General features: G+C 62.2%; 18 protein-coding genes. 6 read left to right on the top strand and 12 right to left on the bottom strand.

Going from position 1 to position 23,245, the window contains the following annotated elements; genetic code table 11:
- Positions 1-374 precede the first annotated feature (374 nt).
- The 4 genes from FJ950_RS08580 (at position 375) to FJ950_RS08565 (ending at position 7,355) form a co-directional block, all read left to right on the top strand.
- Positions 375-3,980: a DUF5801 repeats-in-toxin domain-containing protein gene (locus FJ950_RS08580; RefSeq protein ID WP_140616450.1), complete on the top strand. Its 3,606-nt coding sequence runs from the start codon at positions 375-377 to the stop codon at positions 3,978-3,980.
- Positions 3,981-4,080: 100 nt separating this feature from the next.
- On the top strand, positions 4,081-5,412 hold the full coding sequence (locus FJ950_RS08575; protein ID WP_140616449.1) for an ATP-binding cassette domain-containing protein: 1,332 nt from the start codon (positions 4,081-4,083) through the stop codon (positions 5,410-5,412).
- Positions 5,409-5,825 carry an ATP-binding cassette domain-containing protein gene (locus FJ950_RS30080; protein ID WP_140616448.1) on the top strand — a complete coding sequence of 139 codons (417 nt, stop codon included), beginning with the start codon at positions 5,409-5,411 and terminating at the stop codon, positions 5,823-5,825. Before FJ950_RS08575 ends, FJ950_RS30080 begins: the two co-directional genes overlap by 4 nt.
- Positions 5,826-5,828: 3 nt before the next feature.
- Complete coding sequence (locus tag FJ950_RS08565; protein ID WP_140616447.1) at positions 5,829-7,355, top strand: HlyD family type I secretion periplasmic adaptor subunit; 1,527 nt, start codon at positions 5,829-5,831, stop codon at positions 7,353-7,355.
- A 93-nt stretch (positions 7,356-7,448) separates the two neighbouring features.
- Here FJ950_RS08565 and FJ950_RS08560 read toward each other — a convergent pair whose 3' ends face one another.
- The 8 genes from FJ950_RS08560 to FJ950_RS08525 form a co-directional block, all read right to left on the bottom strand.
- Complete coding sequence (locus FJ950_RS08560; RefSeq protein WP_140616446.1) at positions 7,449-7,751, bottom strand: DUF982 domain-containing protein; 303 nt, start codon at positions 7,749-7,751, stop codon at positions 7,449-7,451.
- 118 nt (positions 7,752-7,869) lie between these two features.
- Positions 7,870-8,856 (bottom strand): oligopeptide/dipeptide ABC transporter ATP-binding protein, encoded by a 987-nt coding sequence (locus FJ950_RS08555; protein ID WP_140616445.1) that lies wholly within the window; start codon positions 8,854-8,856, stop codon positions 7,870-7,872.
- Positions 8,857-8,864: 8 nt separating this feature from the next.
- Positions 8,865-9,824: an ABC transporter ATP-binding protein gene (locus FJ950_RS08550; RefSeq protein WP_140616444.1), complete on the bottom strand. Its 960-nt coding sequence runs from the start codon at positions 9,822-9,824 to the stop codon at positions 8,865-8,867.
- Positions 9,821-10,792 carry an ABC transporter permease gene (locus tag FJ950_RS08545; RefSeq protein WP_140616443.1) on the bottom strand — a complete coding sequence of 324 codons (972 nt, stop codon included), beginning with the start codon at positions 10,790-10,792 and terminating at the stop codon, positions 9,821-9,823. The genes FJ950_RS08550 and FJ950_RS08545 overlap by 4 nt, the downstream gene beginning before the upstream one ends.
- Positions 10,792-11,787: an ABC transporter permease gene (locus FJ950_RS08540; protein ID WP_174361997.1), complete on the bottom strand. Its 996-nt coding sequence runs from the start codon at positions 11,785-11,787 to the stop codon at positions 10,792-10,794. The genes FJ950_RS08545 and FJ950_RS08540 overlap by 1 nt, the downstream gene beginning before the upstream one ends.
- 77 nt (positions 11,788-11,864) lie before the next feature.
- Positions 11,865-13,526, bottom strand: coding sequence for an ABC transporter substrate-binding protein (locus FJ950_RS08535; RefSeq protein ID WP_140616442.1), 1,662 nt, complete (start codon positions 13,524-13,526; stop codon positions 11,865-11,867).
- An 18-nt stretch (positions 13,527-13,544) separates the two neighbouring features.
- Positions 13,545-14,450, bottom strand: a complete 906-nt coding sequence (locus FJ950_RS08530) for a proline iminopeptidase-family hydrolase (protein ID WP_140616441.1) — start codon at positions 14,448-14,450, stop codon at positions 13,545-13,547.
- 39 nt (positions 14,451-14,489) lie between these two features.
- A complete protein-coding gene (locus tag FJ950_RS08525) occupies positions 14,490-16,004 on the bottom strand; it encodes a leucyl aminopeptidase (protein ID WP_140616440.1) in 1,515 nt (504 codons plus the stop codon).
- 258 nt (positions 16,005-16,262) lie between these two features.
- On the opposite strand from FJ950_RS08525, the gene FJ950_RS08520 reads away from it, so the two are divergent.
- A complete protein-coding gene (locus FJ950_RS08520; protein ID WP_140616439.1) occupies positions 16,263-17,165 on the top strand; it encodes a LysR substrate-binding domain-containing protein in 903 nt (300 codons plus the stop codon).
- A 252-nt stretch (positions 17,166-17,417) separates the two neighbouring features.
- Positions 17,418-18,875: an NCS1 family nucleobase:cation symporter-1 gene (locus FJ950_RS08515; RefSeq protein WP_140616438.1), complete on the top strand. Its 1,458-nt coding sequence runs from the start codon at positions 17,418-17,420 to the stop codon at positions 18,873-18,875.
- Between the two features lie 34 nt (positions 18,876-18,909).
- Here the strand turns inward: FJ950_RS08515 and FJ950_RS08510 are convergent, their stop codons facing one another.
- The 4 genes from FJ950_RS08510 to secG form a co-directional block, all read right to left on the bottom strand.
- Positions 18,910-19,449 carry a DUF1697 domain-containing protein gene (locus FJ950_RS08510; protein ID WP_140616436.1) on the bottom strand — a complete coding sequence of 180 codons (540 nt, stop codon included), beginning with the start codon at positions 19,447-19,449 and terminating at the stop codon, positions 18,910-18,912.
- A gap of 8 nt (positions 19,450-19,457) precedes the next feature.
- Entirely contained in the window at positions 19,458-21,095 is a 1,638-nt protein-coding gene (locus FJ950_RS08505; protein ID WP_083883046.1) for a CTP synthase, read from the bottom strand.
- A 195-nt stretch (positions 21,096-21,290) separates the two neighbouring features.
- A complete protein-coding gene (locus tag FJ950_RS08500) occupies positions 21,291-22,421 on the bottom strand; it encodes a L,D-transpeptidase (RefSeq protein WP_015317813.1) in 1,131 nt (376 codons plus the stop codon).
- Between the two features lie 209 nt (positions 22,422-22,630).
- Positions 22,631-23,107 carry a preprotein translocase subunit SecG gene (secG, locus tag FJ950_RS08495; RefSeq protein ID WP_140616434.1) on the bottom strand — a complete coding sequence of 159 codons (477 nt, stop codon included), beginning with the start codon at positions 23,105-23,107 and terminating at the stop codon, positions 22,631-22,633.
- Positions 23,108-23,245: the final 138 nt, after the last annotated feature.

Genomic DNA, 23,245 nt, shown 5'->3' with positions numbered 1-23,245 from the left:
AAATGCAATAGGCATATTGAATTATCCACAAATTGGAGTAGCTTTTTAGCTATTGCTAATAAAAGGAGGACGGCATGCACATCCGTGCGTGCCAAGGGAGGGGGGTCATCATCATGGCCTATTTATTGCCTGATAGCATCCGCCGGCTGCGGATGATCCACGCGCGCAGGACACGTCCGCGCGGGAACGCCTGACCGGGGCATGAGCGAAGGGCTTGGAACGCCCTCGACGCCCTACCCCCGATCCATTCCACCACTCCACTTTCTTTAACGAGGACGCGTAGCGTCGGCCGTACCGGCGGATGCGCGCCCATGCGGCTGGTTGTCGGCGTTGGGGCCGATTTGGGCCTGCCGCAATAACCAGGGAGAATTCCGATGGCACTCGACATCCTCGCCCAAGACATCATCATCGACGAGACGACCGGCCTCCAGCAGCCCAGTGAAATAGACCCGACCGGCAACAGCAATGGCACGTTGCTATATCTCCTCAGCCGCGACGGAGCGGGGGGGCTGGCCTCACCGCAGGTCGCCTTCCAGTCCAACTTCGTGGTGGCCTCGGCGAGCGCGGGGGAAACCATCGACTCAGTCGTTCTTACGCAGAACGCCTCCGGAACCCCGTTTTCCACCACCGTCGGTGTGAACAGCGGCATTCAGACGGCCGACGGCAATTATGTCTGGCTATTCCAAGCCGTGGGGCACCCAAATGTAGTGATCGGCGTCATTGGGACCTCTAGTCTGGTCATCGCGCCAGACGCGAACGGCCCGCTCGCCTTCTCGTTCGGGCTGGATGGCACCGGCGCGAGTGCGGACCTCTACCTGGTTCAGTATGTGCCGTTGCTCCATCTGAACCCGGCCGACCCAGACGACCGCATCGATCTGACCGGCAAGGTGTTCGCATCGGTCTCGGGAACCACCGTCGTCAATTTCAGCCAACTTGGCGATGCCCCTCCCGGACACAACAAATGGTACATTCTCGACGCCGATGCGGCGAGCTCACAGAAGATTCTCGTCACTGCTCACGACAATGGCGTGCAAGCCGAAGTCAACATCAGCACGCAAGGCCTGGGTGTCTCATCCCAGGACGTGCGCTTTGGCCGCGAGCTACAGATTGACCTCATCAATGGTGGCACCCAGAGCGCGGGCAAGAACTTCACCAACTCGCCGCTCGCGCCAGACTACGGCAGCCACATCGAAACTGTCATCAGCGCCGGTTTTTCGGTCTCGCAGTCCACACCTACCAATACCAAGGCCGATATCGAGATCCACGCCTACAACAATAACGACAACGCGGAAGGCGCCGCGTTGCCCGGCGATGACAATGATGCAGAGATAAATATCTCCGCGGTGACCTTCAAACTGAACGGCGTCACAACCACGGCCGCAGCCCTGGGCATCACCATTAATGACAGCGGCCCTGGACTGATCCTTCATGATGTCGGCGAGGGCGTGACGGTCGATTTCACTGCAGACGCTACCTTTGACCGCTTCACCATCAAGAACATCGATACGCAGAAAGATTATTTCGATGTGAAGGAAGTTCACTTTGGTGGACAATCAACCAACGCCTACACCGAACAAGTCGGCTCCTTTATCAACTTCGACGACGACGGCCCGGCGGCCAGTTTGATCGAGGAAACGGCCAGGCTGCTGCAGGACGAGACATCCGGTGTCGACCTCAACTCCGATGACCAGCCGCTCGGCTCCCTGCCCGCCGCCTTCGTGGCGCTTGGCTCGGCTATTGGCTGGGCGTCCAGCGCTTCCGCCGCTGTCACGCCTAACTCGAACTTCGGCGCGGACGCACCTGGCACAGAGACGCTGTCGCTTGGCGTCAGCGGGCCAAACGCTGACTCCGGCTTTGATTCGCTTGATGGCCATAATATCCTGCTTAATGTCGAGAATGGCCTCGTGATAGGCCGGGTTGATGTCGGCAATGACGGCAGCGTCGCCAGCGACCCGATCGCGCTCGCTATCTCGATCGACCAGAACGGCATTCTCAGCATCGCGCAGTACTTGGCGATTGCCCACTCGAATCCCGGCGACGCGGACGACGTGCAGACAATGCTCGACAGCGCGCTGGTCGCCAAGCTCCATGCCGTCGACAGCGACGGAGACAGCAGCGACACCAGCGTCGCCATCGGCGATAAGGTACAGATCAGGGATGACGGCCCGAGCGTCACGGGGGACGGCACCAAGCCGACGATCACGGTTGACGAGTCCAGCCTGGGCGACAACAGCGGCGATTTCTCTGCCGCCTTCCAGTCCAATGCCGGTGCAGATGGTGGCGACATCAGCTATGCGCTCGGAATAAATCTGGTCACGAACGACAGCGGCCTAATCGATACCTTAAGCGGCCAGTCCGTCCTGCTTTTCGTCGAAAGCGGCGCCGTGGTCGGTCGTGCCGGCTCAGCCGGTGGCGCCGTCGTGTTCACGGTTAGCGTGGATATTGACGGTAACGTCACACTCGATCAGGAGCGCGCCATCATTCATTCGCCGGACACCGGGCCGGATCAGCAGACAACATTGACGTCCGATGATCTCATCACGTTGACGGCAACCATCACGGATGGCGACGGCGATCAGGATTCTGACACCGTCAACATCGGCACGAGTCTCATCTTCAAGGACGATGCTCCGACGATCACCGTGCCGTTCGACGGCGACCAGACCGGCACTGCCGGCACCCCCGAGACTCTAGCCAATACGACCAGCGCATCAGCCATAGGAGCCTTCGGCTACGACGTTGGCGCGGATGCTCATCCGGCTGCCTTCTACACGGGTGGCGGTTCGGACTTTGTCGACCAGGACAGCGTGCTCTCCGGCATCCAGCTCAGCCTTGGTGGTAACCTCACTGGCCTTGCACCAGGCGCGACTCCGTTCATCAGCTCGTTCGCGACGCTCCAGTCGGAAGACGCCCATCAGGCATCGTTCAACTGGCAAATCACTTACGACAGCGACCCCAACTCGGCCGCCGACCCCCCGGCAACGGCGGGCGGCACCCTTGTCTTCGACAAAGATAATGACACCTACACCATCAACTTGAACGACGCGGTGGAGGGCTTCACCAAAGACATTCTTCACACCAGTGAGCTTCTATCCAAGGAGCCTACGGGCAATACCGGCCACCCGAATATCGTGGTGGAGAAGCTCTTCGAGGCGGACAGTACACCGGAGACGACCGACCGTGACTTCTTCGTGCAGTTCACGGCGAACTCGACCACCAACACCATTAAGTTCGGGCTTAACACGACCGGCGACAGTGACGGGGTCGGCGCGACACCTACCGACACCCAATGGAACCCCGGCGACCTGGTCACAAACAGCCACGAGGATTGGGTGTCTGCCACACAGAGTACGAACGGGGTTGCTGGTGACACCATCCAGAAGGGCGAATTGCTGACGCTGCGGTTCTTCGACCACAGTCCCGGCATCGCCACCGAGGACACCGTTCCCACCCAGGCGGCCAGCGACATGGCGATCAAGTTCGACGGCATCGGCAGCAGCGAGGACCTGATGGTCATTCTTCAACTGGTCAGCAGCACCGACAGTTCGGTGCACACCTCCAAGGCGGTCTACATCTCCAACGCCGATATCTACAAGACTGGGCAGGTGCCTGCCGCCTACGCGGCGGACTTCCCGCTCGATAACAACGACGGCCTCGTGATCATCGAAAAGAACGACTACAACGCTGCCGACGAGAACTGGGTGATCCAAGGTGCCCAGATCATGCAATCCGGCAACGGGATCACAGGCGACAACACTGCGATCGACCTGCAACGGGCGATTGGCTCTGGTGGTGGTAGCTCCCAGACCATACTGGTGAACTGGGACGCGACCGACAACGATGTGCTGAAGATCGTCGACCTCGGCTTCACCTCGACCCAGACCACGACACCGGACGCGCACCTCGACTTCGGCGTCCAAGTGGCGGACGCGGACGGCGACATGACCAACGTGCAGTTCATCCACGTCGACATCGCCTGACGGTCAACTACGGGGGCAGCAGCTGCTGCTGCCCCCACCCGCCACGCCCCAGCTGAGCGCCCGGGCACTCGCAGTAGCATCGAAACGGGGGAAATCCGTGATGCAGCCAAGACCGCAATTCCAGGAGGTAATGCATCTGGCACGCCACCAGGTCCCCGCCCTCCTCCTCTTCAGCCTGGTCTCCAATCTTCTCCTGCTCGCCAGCACCGTTTACATGCTGCAAATCTACGACCGGGTACTGTCGAGCGGTTCCATCGACACATTGTTCTGGCTCACATTGGCCGTTGTCGGCGCCATCGCCGTCTACGGCATGCTGGAACACGCCCGCCGTATGATGCTGGGGCATATCAGCCAATGGCTGGACGACCAGCTCAGCGTTCCGGTGATCGAACGCGCCATGGACGCGCGGCTCGCCGGCAGCAGCCTCGAAGCCGGCCTGAAGGACGTAGCGGACCTGCGCGGTTTCATCGCCGGCGACGGCATCCTGACCTTTCTCGACGCGCCATGGACACCGGTCTTCCTGGCGTTCATGTGGTTGCTGCATCCCGCGCTGGGCGTGGTCGGTCTTGCCGGCGCCGTGCTTTTGTTCTGTGCTGCGCTCGCCAATGATTTCCTCACTCGCCGCAAGAGCCAGGAGGCCGCGGCCGGACTGCGCCGCAGCCAGACCGCCGTCGGGCAGTTCATCGACGGCGCCGAGACATTGCGCTCGCTCGGCATGTCCGAGCCGGCGCTGCGGCGCTGGGAGGAAAACCAGCAGTCGCTGATGGATATCCAGACCCGGCTCCTGCGGCGCACCACCGTCATCGGCAGCTTGTCGCGTTCGCTTCGCCTAGCGCTCCAAGTGGCGGTGCTCGGGCTCGGCGCCTATCTCGTCCTGCGTCGCGAGCTGACGCCAGGCTCGATGATTGCGGCCTCGATCCTGCTCAGCCGCGCGTTGGCGCCGATCGAGCGCTCTATCGGCGCCTGGCGCGGCCTGGTCAGCGCGCGAACCGCGCGCCGCAATCTCACGAAGCTTTTCGCCGACACCAGATCGATGCAAACCGTTGGCATCACATTGCCCCGCCCACAAGGCAGGCTGAAGCTCGAGAACCTGCATTACTGCGCGCCGGGAACGTCCCAGGCGCTTGTCAATGCCATAGGCTTCGGCGTTGAGCCGGGCCAGACCTGCGGTGTGATCGGCCAGTCCGGTTCCGGCAAGACCACGCTCTGTCGTCTTATCGTCGGCGCGCTGCGGCCTTCGCTCGGCCATGTCAGGCTGGATGGCGCGGAGGTGTGCAACTGGCCTTCGGACGAACTTGGCATGCATCTCGGCTATCTGCCGCAGCAGGTCGAGCTGTTCCCCGGAACGATCGGCGAGAACATCGCGCGCCTGCGTGACGTCGACAGCGACGCGGTCATCGCCGCGGCGCAGCTTGCCGGCATCATGATATGATCCTGCGGCTGCCGAACGGCTACCGGACCGAAGTGGGACCGCATGGCGCTCGCATTTCGCGCGGCCAGCGCCAGCGTATCGCGCTGGCCCGGGCACTGTTCGGCGATCCGCAGCTGATCGTTCTCGACGAACCGAACACCGGCCTGGATGGTGAAGGCGAAGTGGCGCTGTTCAACGTGCTCCAGCAACTGAAGGAGCGGGGCCGCACCGTCATTCTCGTCAGCCACCAGACCAATCTCCTGCGCACCGCCGATCATGTCGTCTTCCTCCATGACGGATCGGTTTCGATGTTCGGCACGCGCGACGAGGTGCTCGGCGCGCTCGGCGGACCGCCCAGGCGCATTCCGGTTCCGGCGGCCTTGCGGGAAAAGCTTGTTGCCAACGCGGCAGCGAAACTGAACGCAGCGGAGTGAGCCATGAGCGATCGATTTGGCGACTTCTCGACGACGCTGAACCGGCTGGCGGACAGCTTGCACGAACTCACCGACAGGCTGACCGCCTCCGCCAACGACCTCAGCACAGCGGTATCGGTTTGGTTGGATGGGACCGACACGCCGTCTCGCATAATGTTGCTGGCGGTGGCTGGCGCGCTCTTCCTGCTCTTGATTGCGGGATTGCTCCGGCGACGCTCGCGCGCCTACCGTGCCAGCAGGCGCAATCTGAAGCTGCGGACGCGGCCGGCGCGAATGCTGGGCTACGCTTCGGCCATCCTTTTCGTAGGCGGCACCGCTGCTTGGTCAAGCGTCGCCCTGCTGGCGAGCGCTGTCGTTGCCAACGGCGTCGTCAGCCCCGAAGGTTATCGTAAGACCATCCAGCATCTGGAGGGCGGCATCATCGGCGCGATCCACGTTAAGGAGGGCGATAAAGTCAGCGTCGGTCAAGTGCTTATCAGCCTGAAGACGACCGATGCGCAAGGGCGATATGACGAGCTGGAGGGGCGCTATATTCGTCTGCTGGCGACCGAGGCGCGACTTGTTTCGGAACTTGCCGGTCAGGACCGGATAACCTTCCCCAACGAGCTGACCTCGATCGACAGCGAGAGCGCGCGCAAGGTGGTCGCCGAAGAACAGGCGCTGCTCGACAGCCGCCTCGCAACCCGCCAAGGCCGCACACAGATCCTCAACAAACGCATCGCGCAGATCGAAGAGCAAAGCACGGGAGCGAGGGATGTCATGGCGGCCGAGGCCGAGCAACTCGGCCTGATCGACCAGGAGATCGCCTCCGCGCAGGAGATGTACAGGAAGGGCCTCGAACGCCTGCCGCGGATATTGGCGCTTCAGCGCTCCCAGGCCGACATTCGAGCCAACCAGGCATCGAACCGGGCGCAGATAGCGAAGAACGATCAGCAGATCGGCGAGACCCAGTTCCAACTCCTCAACCTGCGTCAGCAGGATAGCGAGAGCGCCAACGAGGATCTTGCCAAAGCGCGCACGGATCTCGCCGAATTGCGCAGCCAATTGCCTTCGCGCCAGGACGTGCTGGCGAGGACGGACATCGTCGCGCCAATCGCCGGAACGGTGATGAACCTGCGCGTAACAACGGAATCGGGCGTGATCTCCAGCGGTCAGGCGCTTCTCGACATCGTCCCGAACGAGGCCAATCTGATCATCGATTCCCGCATCAAGCCCACGGATATCGACGTGGTGCATCCGGACATGCCGGCCCGTGTGGTGCTTTCGGCCTATCCAACCAGACACCTGCCGCAAATCCATGGCCTGCTGACCTCGATTTCGGCTGACCGGCTGACGGACGAGAGAACCGGAGAGCCTTATTTCCTTGCCAAGGTCAAGATCGACGCGGCCGATCTCAGGGATCTGCATGACATCCATCTATCGCCCGGCATGCCGGCGGAAGTCATGATCCTGACCGGCGAGCACACGCTGCTGGACTATATGTTGGCGCCGGTTCGCGATTCGCTCAATCGTGGGTTCAGGGAGAATTGAGAAGCGATACCCACCGACCTGCCCCGAGGGTCAAGCATAACCTCCATCGCGCCCGTAAGGGGCGCGATCCGCCAGAGGCAGAGGGCGTGGCGGCTATCGCCGCAGCGCGTGTATGCTCGCCATGTTGTCGCTGCCCATCGGCAGTGCCATGTCATCGTCGAGAAGCCGCGTGATCCGGGCAAATCCGGTGAACGCCTTTCTGGCTTCCTCCGCCGACATCTGTCCCGACAGGGCAGCCGAGCAGCAATTCAGCGCGCACTGATATACTGGCCCACGTCGTCCCGTCGGCCATTTACGCAAGAAAACCATCGCCTCGGCGACACTATCCACTTCTTCTACAGGATGCCCCTGCCCGCGCGATATCCGCACGGGCGCAAAGAAATGCAGGTAGTCCATTGTTTCCTCCCGGTCGATCGAGATGCGCTCGATCGAACCCTATGGAACGCCCCGCTTGGCGATTTGTTCCATGCGAAGAAGAATTTTTTAAAGATTCTGGCGATCGGAATGAGGTCGGCTATACCGTCGGGAAGTGGCAAGCCGCTTTGCGGCCGGATTGGTGCTCCCTCAGCTCCGGCCGTTCCGAACGGCAGCGCTCGACCGCGATTGGGCATCGGGGATGGAAACGGCAGCCGGATGGCGGATTGAGCGGGCTCGGTACGTCGCCTGTCAGGATGATACGCTTGCGCGTCCCAGTGGGCGTCGTCTGCACGACGGGAACGGCCGAGATCAGGGCTTGGCTGTAAGGGTGGGCCGGGGCTGAAAACACCTGTTCCGCCGGCCCTTCCTCGACGATCGAGCCGAGATACATGACCGCGATGCGGGTCGAGACCTGACGCACCACGGACAGGTCGTGGGCGATGAAGACATAGGTGAGGTCCAGCTTCTCCTGCAGATCGGCAAGCAGGTTGACGATCTGCGCCTGTACGGACACGTCGAGCGCGGAGACAGGTTCGTCGAGAACGACGAGATCGGGATTGAGGGCGATGGCGCGCGCAATGCCGACACGCTGGCGCTGCCCGCCCGAGAATTCATGGGGAAAGCGCATGACATGGTCCGGCAACAGTCCGACGAGGTCGAAGAGTTCCGCGACGCGGCTGGCGATCTCGCGCGATGAAAGCCTGCCATGGATGCGCAGCGGTTCGGCCACCAGGTCGCCGACGCGCCGGCGCGGATTGAGCGAGGCCGACGGGTCCTGGAAGACCATTTGCAGGCGCCGCCGCAGCGGCCTCAGTTCAGACAGCGATTTCGAGGTGATGTCGTCGCCTTCGAACAGGAGCTTGCCGTCCGAAATGTCGTAGAGCCTGACCAGGCACCGCGCCAGCGTGGACTTGCCGCACCCGGACTCGCCGACCAATCCGACGGTTTCGCCGCGGCGCACTGTGAGGGAGACATTGTCGACCGCGTGGACGGTTCGCCTGCCCTCCGCGGAAAAACGGCTGCCGATCGAGAAGCGCTTGCCGAGCCCGCGCGTTTCGAGGATTGGACAGTCTTTGTCGATCATCGGTCCGATCATGTCTGGGCCACCCAAAAACAGGCCGCCGCGTGCGTGGCGGCGCCAAGCTCGGGCTTCTTGGTTAGGCAGGGCTCATACCCGACAGGGCAACGCGGACCGAAGGCGCAGCCTTGCGGCAATCGCAGCAGCGATGGCGGTGACCCGGGAATGGCCGGCAGGCGGCGGGGTTTGACACCGGTCAGCGGCGGGATCGAACCAAGCAATGCACGGGTATAGGGGTGTCGCGGGTCGGCGAACAGCTCGGTGCGGCTGCCGCGTTCCACGATGCGGCCCGCATACATCACCATGACCCGGTCGGCGAGTTCGGAGACCACGCCCATGTCATGGGTGATGAAGACCACCGCCGATTTGTGCGTGGCGCGCAGCTTGCGCACCAGATCGAGAATGCCGGCCTGCACCGTGACGTCGAGCGCCGTGGTCGGCTCATCCGCCACCAGCAGCGCCGGGTTGCAGGACAGCGCCATCGCGATCACCGCCCGTTGGCGCATGCCGCCGGAGAGCTGGTGCGGATAGCGCGACATGGCTTCGTGCGGGTTGGGGAAATTCACCTCCGCCAGCAGTTCCTCCACCCGCTCCATGGCCTTGGATTTGCTGATCTTGCGATGCGCGCGGATTTGTTCGGCGATCTGCCAGCCGATGGTGTAGACCGGCGTCAGCGCCGTCATCGGATCCTGGAAGATCATTGCGATCTCGTTGCCCCGCAGGCGCCTCAGTTCGCGCGGCGGCAGTCCGACCAACTCGCGACCCTTGTAGCGGATCGAGCCTTCGATGATGGCGTTGGGATCGGTGATAAGCCCCATCACCGCAAGCAGCGACACGGTCTTGCCGGAGCCGGACTCGCCGACGACACCGAGAATTTCGCTTTCCGCGAGGTCGAAGGAAACATCATCGATGGCCCTTACCAGGCCTTCATCGGTCCGGAAGGATACACGGAGATCACGCACCGACAATATCATGATGTCCTCAGGCGCGGATCGAGAAGGATGTAGACGAAATCGACGACCGCGTTGGCGACCACCACGAACATGGAAGCGTACATCACCGTCGCCATGATCATTGGCAAATCGAGGTTCTGCAGCGCGTCATAGGTGAGCTTGCCGATGCCGTGCAGCCCGAACACCACTTCGGTCAGGAGGGCCGAGCCGCCCACCAGTGCGCCGAAGTCGAGACCGAACAAGGTGACGAAGGCGATGAGCGACGTGCGCAAGGCATGGCGCAGCAGGATGCGGGTCTCCGACAAGCCCTTGGCGCGGGCCGTGCGGATATAGTCTTCCTGCAGGGATTCGATGATCGCCGCGCGCAAGACCCGCCCGTAAATGCCGATGTAGAGGATGGCGAGCGTGATCCAAGGTATGACCAGCGTCAGGAACCAGCCTTTCGGGTCGTCGGAAAAATTCTTGTAGCCAAGCGGCGGCACCCAGGAAAATGCCCAGCTGTCGTGATAGCGGCTCTGGGTGATCAGGTTCATCACCTCGCCCAGCCAGTAGACCGGCATGGAAATGCCGAGCAAGCCCAACGCCATCAGAAGCTTGTCGAGCCAGCTGTCGCGGGTTGCGGCGGCGACGATGCCGATGATGATGGACACCACCACCCACAGGATCGCCGCGCCGAATACCAGCGAAAGCGTGACCGGGATCGAATCCAGCACCGCCGGCACCACCTTCCAGCCGCGATTGACGAAAGAAGTCAGATCGCCCGTGACGAAGATCTTCTCCATCATCGTCACGTACTGCACGTAGAGCGGCCGGTCGAAGCCGAAGCTGTGGCGTACCGCCTCGAGCACTTCGGGCGATGCATTGCGGCCGGCGATGCGGGCCGCGGGGTCGGCGCCGGGCGTGGCGAAGAAAATCAGGAAGACGATGACCGAGATGCCGAACATCACAAACAGCATCTGACCGAAACGGCGCAGGATGGCGTAGATCATCAGTCGCGCCCCAGCCGAACCTTCGAGCGCGGGTCGAGCGCGTCGCGCAGGCCGTCGCCGAAGACATTGAGGGTCATGACGGAAATCGCGATCGCCAGGCCTGGCACCAGCGCCACGAGTGGCCTGGTGTAAAGCAGCGCCTGCCCGTCCTGGATGATGGTTCCCCAGCTCGCCGCGGGCGGCTGGACGCCAATCGAGAGGAAGGAGAGCGCCGATTCGGTAAGCATGTTCAGCGCCATCATCAGCGGTATGAACACGATGAGGGTGGTGGTGATGTTGGGCAGGATGTCGCGCCACAATATCCGCCATCCCGGTACGCCCAGATTGATCGCGGCCAGCACGAACTCGCTGTGCCGCAGCGACAGAACCTGCCCCCGGATCGGACGCGCTACATAGGGTATATAGACGATACCGATGATGATGACCGGCAACCACAGGCTGCCGGACTCGATCTCGATCGGTCCGATCGAGATGCCTTGCGAAATTGTGACAATGGAAAGCGAAATCGCCAGGAGATAGATCGGAAATGCCCAGAGCACATCCAGCAAGCGCGACAGAACCGTGTCGGTAACGCCGCCGAAATACCCCGCGATCAATCCCGCCGCCGTGCCGAGGACCAGCGTGAAGATGGTCGCGGCCCCGGAGATCAGCAGCGAGCTCAGCCCGCCATAGAGCATCCGGGCCATGACATCGCGCCCCTGGCTGTCGGCACCGAGGAAATAGTTGCCGACCCGCCAGGTCGGGCCGAGCGGCGTGTAGCCAAGGCCCAGCCCCTCTGTCGATTGTTCCATCACCGGAACGTCGGCACCGTCGATCTGAATGACGGCGTCGAGCGTCGAGGCGAAGGGGTCTGTCCCTGCCCATTTCGCGTAGAGAGGCGCACTGAGACAGGCAAGGACGATGACGAGGAACACGGCCAGGGACGCCATGGCGGCCCTGTTTCTTGCCAACTTCGCAAACGCGACGGCCCAGGGCCCTCGTGTTTTGCGCGGCACGGCAGCGACTTGGTACGACACGGACGTGCCCCTCCGCGGTTCGTTACTGCACCCAGGCCATTACTGTACCCTGGCCATTACTGTACCCACGACTGGGTGATCATCCAGTTGAACTGCCGGTTGAACTTGAAATTGCCCACGCGCTTGCTGACGAAGTCAAGCCGCTTCGGCGTAAAGAGGCCGACGGCCGGTGCCTTGTCCGTGACTTGCCTGTCGATTTCGGCCCACATTTTGTCGGCGGCTTTCTGGTCGGTCACACCGAGGTCCAATGCCTTCTGCATTTTGGCGTCGATATCCTTGTCGCAGAAGCCGGCGATGTTGATCGAAGCGTCCGAACCTTCACGGAAAGATGCGCAGCTGAACAGGATGTTCAGGAAGTCCGAAGCCGCGGGATAGTCCTTGTACCATTGGGTAACGGACATCTGCACTTTGTTGTTGGTGTTCTGGATGTAGGTGAACTGGATGTTCGACGAGATCGGCTTGACGTCGGCGACATAGCCGATGGTGGTCAGCACGCTCTGCAGATAGACGCCGATGGAGCGGGAAATGGCCGTGTCCTCGACGATGATGGTCACCTTCTGGCCCTTGGTGCCCGATTCCTCGACGAGCTGCTTTGCCTTGTCGAGGTCAGGCGCCGACCACTTGGCGCCGGGGTTCTTGGTGAAGGGGCAGTAGTCTTCGTGGCCGGGGAAATCAGGAGGCAGGACCTGACACACCGGCGAGGCCAGCACCTTGCCGCCAAACAGCTTGACCAGAGTGTTGCGGTCGACCGCGTAGGCAACGGCCTGGCGCGCCTTTTCATTGTCGAACGGCGCCAGCCGGTTGTTGAGCGGCGCATACCACCAGGCGGAGAGCGGCGAGATATGCAACTGGTCCATGGCCTTGGTACCAAGTTCGCCGAGACGATCGCTGGGCAGCGCGTCGAACATCCAGTCGGCTTCCCCGTTCTGGATCGCGGTGACGGCAGCTTCCTCGGAGAGGCCGAAATCATATTGGACGACATCAGGATAGCCGTCCGGCTGGGCGTCCTCGCTCCATTGCTTGAAATTGGGGTTGCGGGTCACCGTCATGCCCTTGTTGGGATCGAAGGCGGAGATCATGTAGGCGCCGGTGCTGGGGATGGGCTTGGAGCCCATGTCTTCCGCGGGCGTGTCCGCCGGCAGGACCACGGCATGCGGCAACGCAAGCTTGTAGAGGATCTCGGCGTCCGGCTTGGTGAGATTCAACGTAATGGTGCCTGCCGCTTCGTCGCCGACAACGCCGCCTTCCAGCGTGCAGCTCTTGGTTTCGGCAAGGCATTTGTCGGCGCCGACGATGCCGGCATAGAAGGTGCCCGAGGTCGGCCCCGAGACCTTGAAGATGCGCTGGAAGGAAGCAACGACGTCCTTCACGCCGAGATCCTTGCCGTCGGAGAACTTGATGCCCTTGCGCAGTTTGAAGGTGAAGGTCTTGCCGTCATTGGTCACCTCGGGCAGCGCCTCGGCCAGATCGGGGACGATGGTGAAGCCATCCATGCCCTCGGCCTTGCGGAAGGCGACCAGCCCGTCATAGATCGGCTGATACATCTGCCAGCCCTGGTCGGTGTAATTGATGTGCGGATCGAGCGTTCCGGCGGCCGAGCGGGCCAGCAGGCGAATAGTGCCGCCGCGATGTTCCTTGAGGTATTCGGCCTGTGCCGGAGCCAGCCACGAGCCGGCCAGCAATGCCGCGGCTGAGGCCGCCAAGAGCAGTTTCTTCATGTCGCAGTTCCCCTTTTTTCAGTTGTCGTTGTCGTCCAGGAAGTCTCCCACCACCCGCATGCATAGATCCTGCTCTTCGACATGCGGCATATGGCTGGAATGCTCGAATACCTGCCAGCGCGATCCCTCGATGCCGTCCTTGAACGGCTGCACGGTCGCGGGCGTGGCTTCGTCGTAACGGCCGGAAATGATCAGCGTCGGAACATCGACGGCGGGCAGCCGATCGATGATGCTCCAGTTCTTCAGCGTACCGATGACATGGAACTCGTTCGGCCCGTTCATGACGTTGTAAACGGTCGGATTGCGCACGACCTGGGCGAAGGTCTCGGTCACTTCGGCCGGGAACGGAACGATCCGGCAGACATGCCGCTCGTAGAACACCATCGTCGCTTCCTGGTAGTCCGGATGATCCGTCGTGCTAGCCTGTTCGTGCCGGGTCAGCGTCTCCTGTACGTCCATGGGCAGGTCGGCGCGCAGCCGGTTGGCCTCTTCTACCCAGAGCTTCATGGAAGCCGGTGAATTGGCGATGGTCAGCGACTTCAGGCCCTTCGGCCGCGTCACCCCATACTCGGCGCCCAACATGCCGCCCCAGCTCTGCCCGAGCACATGGAAGCCGCCGCGGATGCCGAGATGGTCGACAAGGTTTTCAAGCTCGTCGATGAACAGCCTGGGTGTCCAGAAATCGGCGCCTTTGTCCGGCAGCAAGGTGGAATTGCCGCAGCCCAGCTGGTCGTAGTGGATGACGGCGCGGCCTCTTCGGGCAAGAAGCTTGTAGGCATCGACGTAATTGTGGGCGGCGCCCGGCCCGCCATGCAGAATGACGATCGGAGCCTTGTCGGCATCGAGGCTACCGCTGACGCGATACCAGGTTTCGTAGTCGCCGAAATCGGCCCGCCCTTCCCTGGTAACGATCTCCGATGACATCCCGATCTCCTGAACGTTTGAAGGCATGCCGCTGGTCACCTAGTTTGCAACCCGACTGGAGCGAACCCATTCTTCCAGCATCTGCACGCCGAATGCGGTAGCGCCTTCCCGGCCCAGGGGCTGATCCTTCTCGGTCAGTTCCTTGCCGGCGATGTCGAGATGCACCCAGGGGCGGTCTTCCGTGAAGTGGCGCAGGAACGCCGCGGCGTAGGGAGCGTCACCGTCTTCCATGTCCTTGGCGTGATGTCGCAGGTCCGCGAACGGCGATTGCAGGCCCTCGTCATAAGCCCGGTCGAGCGGCAGCTGCCAGAACCGCTCGCCGACCATTTCTCCGGCCGCGATCATCCGCGAGGCGATGGCATCGTCGGTGCTGAAGAGACCGGCGAATATCGATCCAAGACCGCGCATCACCGAATAGGTCAAGGTGGCGAGGTCGACGATCACCGACGGATTGAAGCGCGAAGCGGCATAATAGAGGCAGTCGGCCAGGATCAGGCGGCCTTCCGCATCCGTGTCGAACACTTCCACGGTTTGCCCGGACGCTGTCGTGATGATGTCGCGCGGCTTGAGCGCGGTGCCTGACGGCATGTTCTCGGCAATGCCGAGCACGCCGACGGCGTGCACCGGGCTGCCTTGCCGGGCCAGCGCGATCAGCAGGCCGACCACCGCGGCCGCACCGCCCATGTCGGCCTTCATATCGAACATCTGCTCGCCGCGCTTTATGCAGAGACCGCCGGAATCAAAACAGACACCCTTGCCGACGAACGCCAGCGGCTGCGCGGGGGCGCCCTTGCCGCGATAGCGCAGGACGGCGACCCGAGGCGGCCGCACCGAACCCGACCCAACGGCCAGGATCGCGTTCATGCCGAATTCCCTGAGCTTCGCCGCATCGAGTATCTCGACGTCGATGCCGGCTTCGCGCAGAGGCTCCAGGTGATCGTGGAAATTGTCGGGATGGAGATGGTTCGGCGGCAGGTTGACCAGTGTGCGCGCATATTCGACGCCATCCGCGATGGCATTGATCCGCGCCAGCGCCGAATTCAGCTCCGGACCGCCGGCCCCGACCAGTTGCACCCGCAGGGTCCGATCGGCCCCCGCCCCTTGGCGCCGGTTGCGCATGTCGAAACGATAGCGCCGCAGCCGCATGCCAAGCGCGACTCTTGCCAGGATTTCCGCTCCCGGCAGACTTATGCCGGCAATGGGGTCCAGGACCAGGGTGGCCGCGCATTCCCCTTTGCCCTCCAGATGCGCGGCAAGCAGGCCTCCGGCACGCGCCAAGGAGAGTGCGGTGACGGCCCCGGCCTTGCCCATGGCCAGGACAATCACGCGCCGCGCCGATACCGCCTGGGGGGCGATGACATCGATACAGGCGCCGGATTCAGCCAAGGCAGCCGCATCGGCACAGGCCCGGGAGAGGATCCCGTCCATTTCGGTGTCCAGGGCCGTTGCCCGCGGGCCAAAGCCGGTTTGAGCGGCCTGCAAGATCACGACGACGGAGGTTTCAGCGGAAATCTCGTCCGCCGTTTCAAAGACCGGCACTGGCGATTGAGGCATAGGTAGGCGTTCTCCTCTTTGCGGGGATTTGGCCCAGGCGCGGCTTGCAGTTTGCGCAAGGCTTCGCCCGCCACCGGTGGAAACCGGTCAAACCGGCCGTCACCTCTGGTTGGATCGTGCCGAAGTCCCCAAATTGTCGTTCTTGAGACGACTTAATTGCTCTTGCCTCTTGGGTATCCCCGAACGGGTCAGGCGATCAAACGCCAATTTTGTCCATATCGATTGACAAAAACTCAACTGGCAATTCATGATCGGCCGATGGCCCTACCCTCACTCAATGGCATGCGCGCTTTCGAGGCCGCCGCCCGTCTCGGCAGCGTCAAGGACGCAGCCGAAGAGCTGCATCTGACACCCTCGGCTATCAGCCGTCACATCCGCGCACTCGAACGGAATCTCGGCCAGGAGCTGTTCGAGCGCGGCTTTCGGCAGATAACGCCGACCATTCGGGGCTCTTATTACGCACGCAGCCTCTCCGAAGCATTCGAAGCCATCTGGCGGGCCACCGATGATGTCAGTCTCGCCGGGGCCCCAAGCCACGGCAGGACCCAGCGTGTCCGGGTTTTGTGCGTCCCTGCTGTCCTGAACCTTTGGCTGGCGGACCGGCTGCCGAATTTTCGCCGGCGGCATCCGTCCGTGGATCTGGAGATCTCGACATCGGGCAAGCGGGCCAATTTCGATTTGGCCATCGTCGACGAGTTCGTCTACAAGGCCGGCCCGGCTCTGACGCTGCTGATCCCGCTGGTCCTGACGCCGGTCTGTGCGCCCTCGCTGCTTGAAGGGCCGATGCCGCTGCGATCGCCCGCCGACCTGGTCAACCACCACCTGATCCACGAATGCGAGACCATGCGATGGAAGCGCTGGCTGGAGCAGGAAGGCGTGTTGGACACGACGCCGAAATCCAGCACGACGCTGGATGATTGTACGCTGATCATGCGCGAGGCGATCAATGGCGCTGGAATAGCGCTCGCCGACACGATGATGGCCCAGGATCTGCTGCAGCAGGGCAAACTGGTCGCCCCGTTCAGCGCCCGCCATACCTATCCGGCCGGCATCTACCTGCATCAGCGCCGCAGCATCGGCAACAAGCCGGGTACGGGCCTGTTTCAGGATTGGCTGCTTTCCGAAGTCGAGGACCACAAGCGGGTGATGGCCATCGGCTAGGCAGCCTTGCTTGCCGATAGGCGTCGGGAACGCGGATTTGTCCAGCTTGGAAGCCGTGGATCGAGAATTCGAATCGACAGGCAGGCCTGTTTCAAAAGCGGCTCACCATCACGGGCTCTCGATAATCGCGGTTCGCATTGAATATCTTTAAGGCCAAAGCCGGCAAATCGATTGCTTGCCGGTTCCCCTGCGTCAGGCGTAACCTCTGCGGTCAACGCGTGAGGGCGCGTGCTGCAAGAAGGGGACATTGCAATGACGATACAAGGCGCATCGCCTGACCTGTATAATGAAGACCTCGCTCCTGCCAAGGTTCGAAACTGGGGACCGTTCTCGATCTTCAACGTCTGGACGTCGGACGTCCATAGCCTGTGGGGCTACTACCTCGCCGCCAGCCTGTTTCTGTTCTGTGGCGGCTTCGTCAATTTCATCATCGCCATCGGCATCGGTTCGCTGATCATCTACGCACTGATGAACATGGTCGGTTATGCCGGTGTGAAGACCGGTGTGCCCTACCCCGTGCTCGCCCGCGCCTCCTTCGGCATCTGGGGCGCCAACATTCCGGCACTGGTGCGCGCCATCGTCGCCTGCTTCTGGTACGGCGCGCAGACAGCGGCCGCCTCAGGCGCCATCGTCGCATTGCTGATCCGCTCGCAATGGTTCGCCGATTTCAACGCCAATACCCATTTCCTTGGCCATTCCGGCCTGGAGGTGATCTGCTTCGTGATCATATGGGCACTGCAACTGCTGATCATCCAGCGCGGTATGGAAACGGTGCGCCGCTTCCAGGACTGGGCCGGCCCGGCGGTCTGGGTGATGATGCTGATCCTGGCCATCTATCTCTGCGTCAAATCAGGAACCTTCGCTTTCACCAGCGATATCCCAATGGATGTGCTGCTGGAAAAGACCAAGGATGCGGGCGTCCCTGGTACTCCAGGGTCTTGGACCGCACTGTTTGCCGTGGCGGCGATCTGGGTGACGTACTTCTCGGCGCTCTATCTAAACTTCTGCGATTTCGCCCGTTATGCCCCCGACCAGGCATCGCTGCGCAAGGGCAATATCTGGGGCCTGCCGATCAACCTGATCCTGTTCTCGCTGGTCGCCGGCGTCACCACCATCGCCGCCTACGACGTCTACCATGAGGTGCTGCTGCACCCCGACCAGATCTCGGCCAAGTTCGACAGCTGGTTCCTGGCCGCGCTCGCGGCGCTCACCTTCGCGGTGGCGACGCTCGGCATCAATGTCGTGGCCAACTTCGTCTCGCCGGCCTTCGACTTTTCCAATGTCTTTCCCCGCCAGATCGACTTCAAGAAAGGCGGCTACATCGCGGCCGTCATCGCGCTGGTGCTCTATCCCTTCGCACCGTGGGAAGGCAGTGCGGCTTCCTTCGTCAACGTCATCGGCGCAACGATGGGGCCGATCTTCGGCGTGATGATGGTCGATTACTATCTGATCCGCAAAGGTGAAGTCGACGTCGAGGCGCTGTATCGCGAGGACGGCGAGTTCCGCTTCCAGGGTGGCTGGCACGTCAATGCGTTCATCGCCGCCGGCATTGGCGCCATCTTCTCGTCGATCCTGCCCAACTTCACCAACTGGCTGCCGTCCTGGTGGGGCGTCTATGGCTGGTTCTTCGGCGTGGCGATTGCCGGCGTCATCTACTACGTGCTGCGCACCGCGGCCGTGAGCGCCGGCGCCAAGGTGGCGAAAGCTTGATGAACCAGAGCGGGGCGGCCCGAGCCGCCCCGCTCTACCGCGCGACCATTTCGGCCAGCTTGCGCACGGTGTTCCAATTGCGCGAGGTGCCGACGCCCATGCGCTTGTGGTTGGCGGCGGCAAGCAGGCGCGAGCTAGGCCTCTCCCTTGAAAAGACGACCCAGATGTCTCCGCCGGCCAGAAGCACTTTCTCGTCCGCGGCGGCACAGGCCTGAAGCCCGGATATGGCGTCTTCGGCTACAGGTTTGCGCATTACGCGCACCGCCACCTGGTCGCCGGCTTCCACCGACTCGGTCGGGAATGGATTACCGCTTGCGAGTTTGCGCCAGTCTTCGGCGGCACGCACGATGATATCGACATGGCGGCCAAAGGCCTGTTCGAAGGCGGATTCCAGGCGTGTCTCAAGCGTGGTGATCGAGGTCTTTTCACTCTCGAAGACCAGGTTGCCGGTCGCCACCAAGGTGCGGACATTCTTTAGGCCGAGACTTTCCGCCATGGCCTTGAGGTCGGACATGACGACCCGCCGCCCCTCTCCCAGGACGATGCTGTAGAGAAGCGCGACATAGGTCCGCATGGGAGCGATCAGACCAGGCGGCTCTGCTCCACCGCCGCCTCGATGAAGCTGGCAAACAGCGGATGCGGATCGAGCGGCCGGCTCTTCAGTTCGGGGTGATATTGCACGCCGATGAACCAGGGATGGTCGGGGTATTCGACCGTCTCCGGCAGCACACCGTCGGGCGACATGCCTGCAAACACCAGCCCGCAATCCTCCAGGCGCTGCTTGTAGTCGATATTGACCTCGTAGCGGTGCCGGTGACGTTCGGAAATCTGGGTGTCGCCGTAGATGTCGGCGATCTTCGAACCCTTGGCGAGCTCGGCCTGATAGGCGCCGAGCCGCATGGTGCCGCCGAGATCGCCAGTCGCCCTGCGCTTTTCCAGCATGTTGCCTTTCAGCCATTCGGTCATCAAACCGACGACCGGCTCCTTGGTCGGGCCGAATTCGGTCGACGAGGCATGTTCGACACCGGCCAGCGATCGCGCCGCCTCGATGCACGCCATCTGCATGCCGAAGCAGATGCCGAAATACGGCACCTTGCGCTCGCGTGCGAATTTGGCCGCCAGGATCTTGCCTTCTGAGCCGCGTTCGCCGAAGCCGCCGGGCACCAATATGCCGTGCACCTTCTCCAGCCAAGGCGTCGGGTCTTCCTTTTCGAAGATTTCCGATTCGATCCAGTCGAGCTTGACCTTGACGTGATTGGCCAGCCCGCCATGCGAAAGCGCCTCGATCAGCGATTTGTAGGCATCCTTGAGGCCGGTATACTTGCCGACGATGGCGATGGTGACCTCGCCTTCCGGATTGTGGATGCGGTTGGAGACTGCCTGCCACGGCTCCATGCGCGGCTTGGGCGCCGGCTCGATGCCGAAGGCAGCGAGCACTTCCGAATCCAGACCTTCCTTGTGATAGGCCATCGGCACGTCGTAGATATGTGGCACGTCGAGCGCCTGGATGACGGCGCTTTCCCTGACATTACAGAACAGCGACAGCTTGCGGCGCTCTTCCTTGGGGATGGCGCGGTCGGCGCGCACCAGAAGAATGTCGGGCGCGATGCCTATGCCGCGCAGCTCCTTGACCGAATGCTGGGTCGGCTTGGTCTTCAGTTCGCCCGCCGTCGGGATATAGGGCATCAGCGTCAGGTGGACATAGACGGCGTTGTTGCGCGGCAGATCGTTGCCGAGCTGGCGGATCGCCTCGAGGAACGGCATCGCCTCGATGTCGCCGACCGTGCCGCCGATCTCGCACAGCACGAAATCATAATCGTCATTGCCGTCGAGGACGAAATTCTTGATCTCGTCGGTGACGTGCGGGATCACCTGCACGGTGGCGCCGAGATAATCGCCGCGCCGCTCGCGCTCGATGATGTTCTTGTAGATACGCCCGGTCGTGATGTTGTCCTGCTGATTGGCGGACCGGCCGGTGAAGCGCTCGTAATGGCCAAGATCGAGGTCGGTCTCGGCACCGTCATCGGTGACGAACACCTCCCCGTGCTGGTACGGCGACATCGTGCCGGGATCGACGTTCAGATAAGGGTCGAGTTTTTTGATGCGTGCGCGATAACCTCGCGCCTGCAGGAGAGCCCCAAGGGCCGCTGCGGCAATGCCTTTTCCAAGTGAGGAAACCACGCCGCCTGTGATGAATACATATCGCGCCATGGGAGTCATCGCTTAACGCGGCCGGATTGATTCCGCCAGAGAAAAAACCGCCGCGAAGGCTTTTTCCCAAAAAGGCGCTCGGACCATGATCCCGAAAAGTGGGATCCGGCTTTCGGACAGGCATCACGGCCAAAGGGTTTTGAATCGCTCTAAGCAAAACAAAAGGGCCGGCTGAGCCGGCCCTTCGGCATGATGACGGAAACGTCAGATGATGACGACTTTGGTGCCGATCCGGACGCGGCTGTATAGATCCATGACGTGCTCGTTCATCATGCGGAAGCAGCCATTGGACGCGCTGGTGCCGATCGACTGCGGCGCGATGGTGCCGTGGATACGCAGATGCGTGTCCTTCCTGCCATCGTAGAGATAGATGGCGCGGGCGCCGAGCGGGTTCTGGCCGCCGCCTGCCATGCCGTCCTTGTACTGGCCGTAGTGCTTGGGCTCGCGCTTCTGCATGTCGAGCGTCGGGATCCAGCGCGGCCACTCCTGCTTGTCCCCGACCGCGACCGTGCCCTTGAACTGCAGGCCTTCGCGGCCGACCGCGATGGCGTAACGGCGTGCGGTGGTCGATGATTCGACGAGGTAGAGTCGGCGAGCGCTGGTGTCGATGACGATTGTGCCGGCGTCATAGCCGGTGAATTCCACGTCCTGAGGCACGAATTCCGGCTTCACCTTGAACGGCTTCTTGGCGTTCTTCTGGGCAAGTGCCGAGTCGAGCGCGCGTGTCTCGGGCAGATAGCTGATCGATGAGCCAGACGATGTTCCACCGAACAGACCCGCGAACAGGCCGCCGCTTGACTGCTTCTGGCCGCCGACGACCTCGCTGCGCAGTTCGCCATTGTTGCCCGTCAAAGCGACATTCATCGCCTCGGCTGGGATCGGCTCGGCCGCCGGGATCGGGGTGACAGGTTCGATCGGTTCGATGATCTTGACGGTCTTCTTGGCCGGCTTGGCATCGGCCACTTCGGTTGCCGCTGCTTTCTGGCCCTTGCTGGCCAGGAACGCCTGCCGATCTGCGTCAGCCCTGGCCTTGGCCGCCTCGCGCATCGCCATTTTCCTGGCCTCAAGCGCCTTGGCCTTGGCATCCTCCTTGTCGGCAACGATCTTGGCCTCGATCTTCTTGATCTGGGCAAGATCCTCCGGCGTGGGGTTTTTCTTCTTCTTGAGAAGCTTCAACTGCGTCGCATCGCTTTTGGCAGCGACGGGGATGGCGTCGGTCTTTTCGAGCGACACCGACTGTTGTGCGGCCATGTTTGCCGGCATGGCGGCGGAGGCCGGGGAACTTATGCCGATTGCGGCGCAAAGTCCCAGGAAAATGAAGCTGCGAAGCTGCATGGCGAAGATCCGATCGTTCAATGCTTGTTGCCCACGGCGTCGCCCGGCGTCCCCCAAGGACGCCGAAAATGCCGCGTGCAATCTATAGTCGAATAAGCGCGTATGCCTCAAGCGCGAGACCGCGCCGTGATCCGTCGAATCTTCGTGATTGCGCAGCATTTGCCGCGACTGTGTTCAAACGAACACAGATCGCGGTTTAGAACATAAGGTTATTGGTTCGGAACCTGAGGCGACGCCGGCGCGGTGTTGGTGGTTCCATTGGCCGCTGGCGGCGTGGTGCTGCCGGCGGGCGCGGTGGCCGGGGCCGTTGCCAGCGGTTTTGTCGCGGCGTCGTTGCCGGACGGAGGCGTCGGCGTGGTGTTGCCGGCGGGTGCCGGCGTGGCCGTACCCGGCAATTGGTTGAGCACGCCCTTGCCGGCGCCATCCGAGGTCGCGGGAACCCGATCGAGAATGTCGATCGGCTTTTCGCCGTAGCGGGCAATGATCGACAAGGTCAGCGACGTCACAAAGAACGCTGCCGCCAGGATCGCCGTCGCCCGGGTCAATGCGTTGGCCGCGCCGCGCGCGGTCATGAAGCCCGATCCGCCACCAATGCCGAGACCGCCGCCTTCGGAGCGCTGCAGCAGCACCACGCCGACAAGGGCGAGCACGACCATGAGATGAATGACGATCAGTACGGTTTGCATAATTTATCCTGGCAAGGCCCTGCCCGGCCGCGGACACGGCCGGTGAATTGGAGGCGGCTCAATACAATGCTTTCACGGCATTTCCAAGCCCGTGGCCGGAATATGGGAAGCAACGCCCTCTTTGCAACGAATTTGAAC

It is taken from the genome of Mesorhizobium sp. B2-3-14 (assembly GCF_006442175.1).
GTDB classification, from domain to species: Bacteria; Pseudomonadota; Alphaproteobacteria; order Rhizobiales; family Rhizobiaceae; genus Mesorhizobium; species Mesorhizobium australicum.
This window is presented reverse-complemented; position numbering and strand designations above follow the sequence as displayed.

Coding starts and splice junctions, on each gene's coding strand:
- secG (WP_140616434.1), bottom strand. CDS start 23,107: ATGCAAACCGTACTGATCGTCATTCATCTCATGGTCGTGCTCGCCCTT.
- FJ950_RS08545 (WP_140616443.1), bottom strand. CDS start 10,792: ATGATCTACGCCATCCTGCGCCGTTTCGGTCAGATGCTGTTTGTGATG.
- FJ950_RS08535 (WP_140616442.1), bottom strand. CDS start 13,526: ATGAAGAAACTGCTCTTGGCGGCCTCAGCCGCGGCATTGCTGGCCGGC.
- FJ950_RS08515 (WP_140616438.1), top strand. CDS start 17,418: ATGACGATACAAGGCGCATCGCCTGACCTGTATAATGAAGACCTCGCT.
- FJ950_RS08575 (WP_140616449.1), top strand. CDS start 4,081: ATGCAGCCAAGACCGCAATTCCAGGAGGTAATGCATCTGGCACGCCAC.
- FJ950_RS08510 (WP_140616436.1), bottom strand. CDS start 19,449: ATGCGGACCTATGTCGCGCTTCTCTACAGCATCGTCCTGGGAGAGGGG.
- FJ950_RS08555 (WP_140616445.1), bottom strand. CDS start 8,856: ATGATCGACAAAGACTGTCCAATCCTCGAAACGCGCGGGCTCGGCAAG.
- FJ950_RS08560 (WP_140616446.1), bottom strand. CDS start 7,751: ATGGACTACCTGCATTTCTTTGCGCCCGTGCGGATATCGCGCGGGCAG.
- FJ950_RS30080 (WP_140616448.1), top strand. CDS start 5,409: ATGATCCTGCGGCTGCCGAACGGCTACCGGACCGAAGTGGGACCGCAT.
- FJ950_RS08580 (WP_140616450.1), top strand. CDS start 375: ATGGCACTCGACATCCTCGCCCAAGACATCATCATCGACGAGACGACC.
- FJ950_RS08565 (WP_140616447.1), top strand. CDS start 5,829: ATGAGCGATCGATTTGGCGACTTCTCGACGACGCTGAACCGGCTGGCG.
- FJ950_RS08530 (WP_140616441.1), bottom strand. CDS start 14,450: ATGTCATCGGAGATCGTTACCAGGGAAGGGCGGGCCGATTTCGGCGAC.
- FJ950_RS08505 (WP_083883046.1), bottom strand. CDS start 21,095: ATGACTCCCATGGCGCGATATGTATTCATCACAGGCGGCGTGGTTTCC.
- FJ950_RS08520 (WP_140616439.1), top strand. CDS start 16,263: ATGGCCCTACCCTCACTCAATGGCATGCGCGCTTTCGAGGCCGCCGCC.
- FJ950_RS08525 (WP_140616440.1), bottom strand. CDS start 16,004: ATGCCTCAATCGCCAGTGCCGGTCTTTGAAACGGCGGACGAGATTTCC.
- FJ950_RS08500 (WP_015317813.1), bottom strand. CDS start 22,421: ATGCAGCTTCGCAGCTTCATTTTCCTGGGACTTTGCGCCGCAATCGGC.
- FJ950_RS08550 (WP_140616444.1), bottom strand. CDS start 9,824: ATGATATTGTCGGTGCGTGATCTCCGTGTATCCTTCCGGACCGATGAA.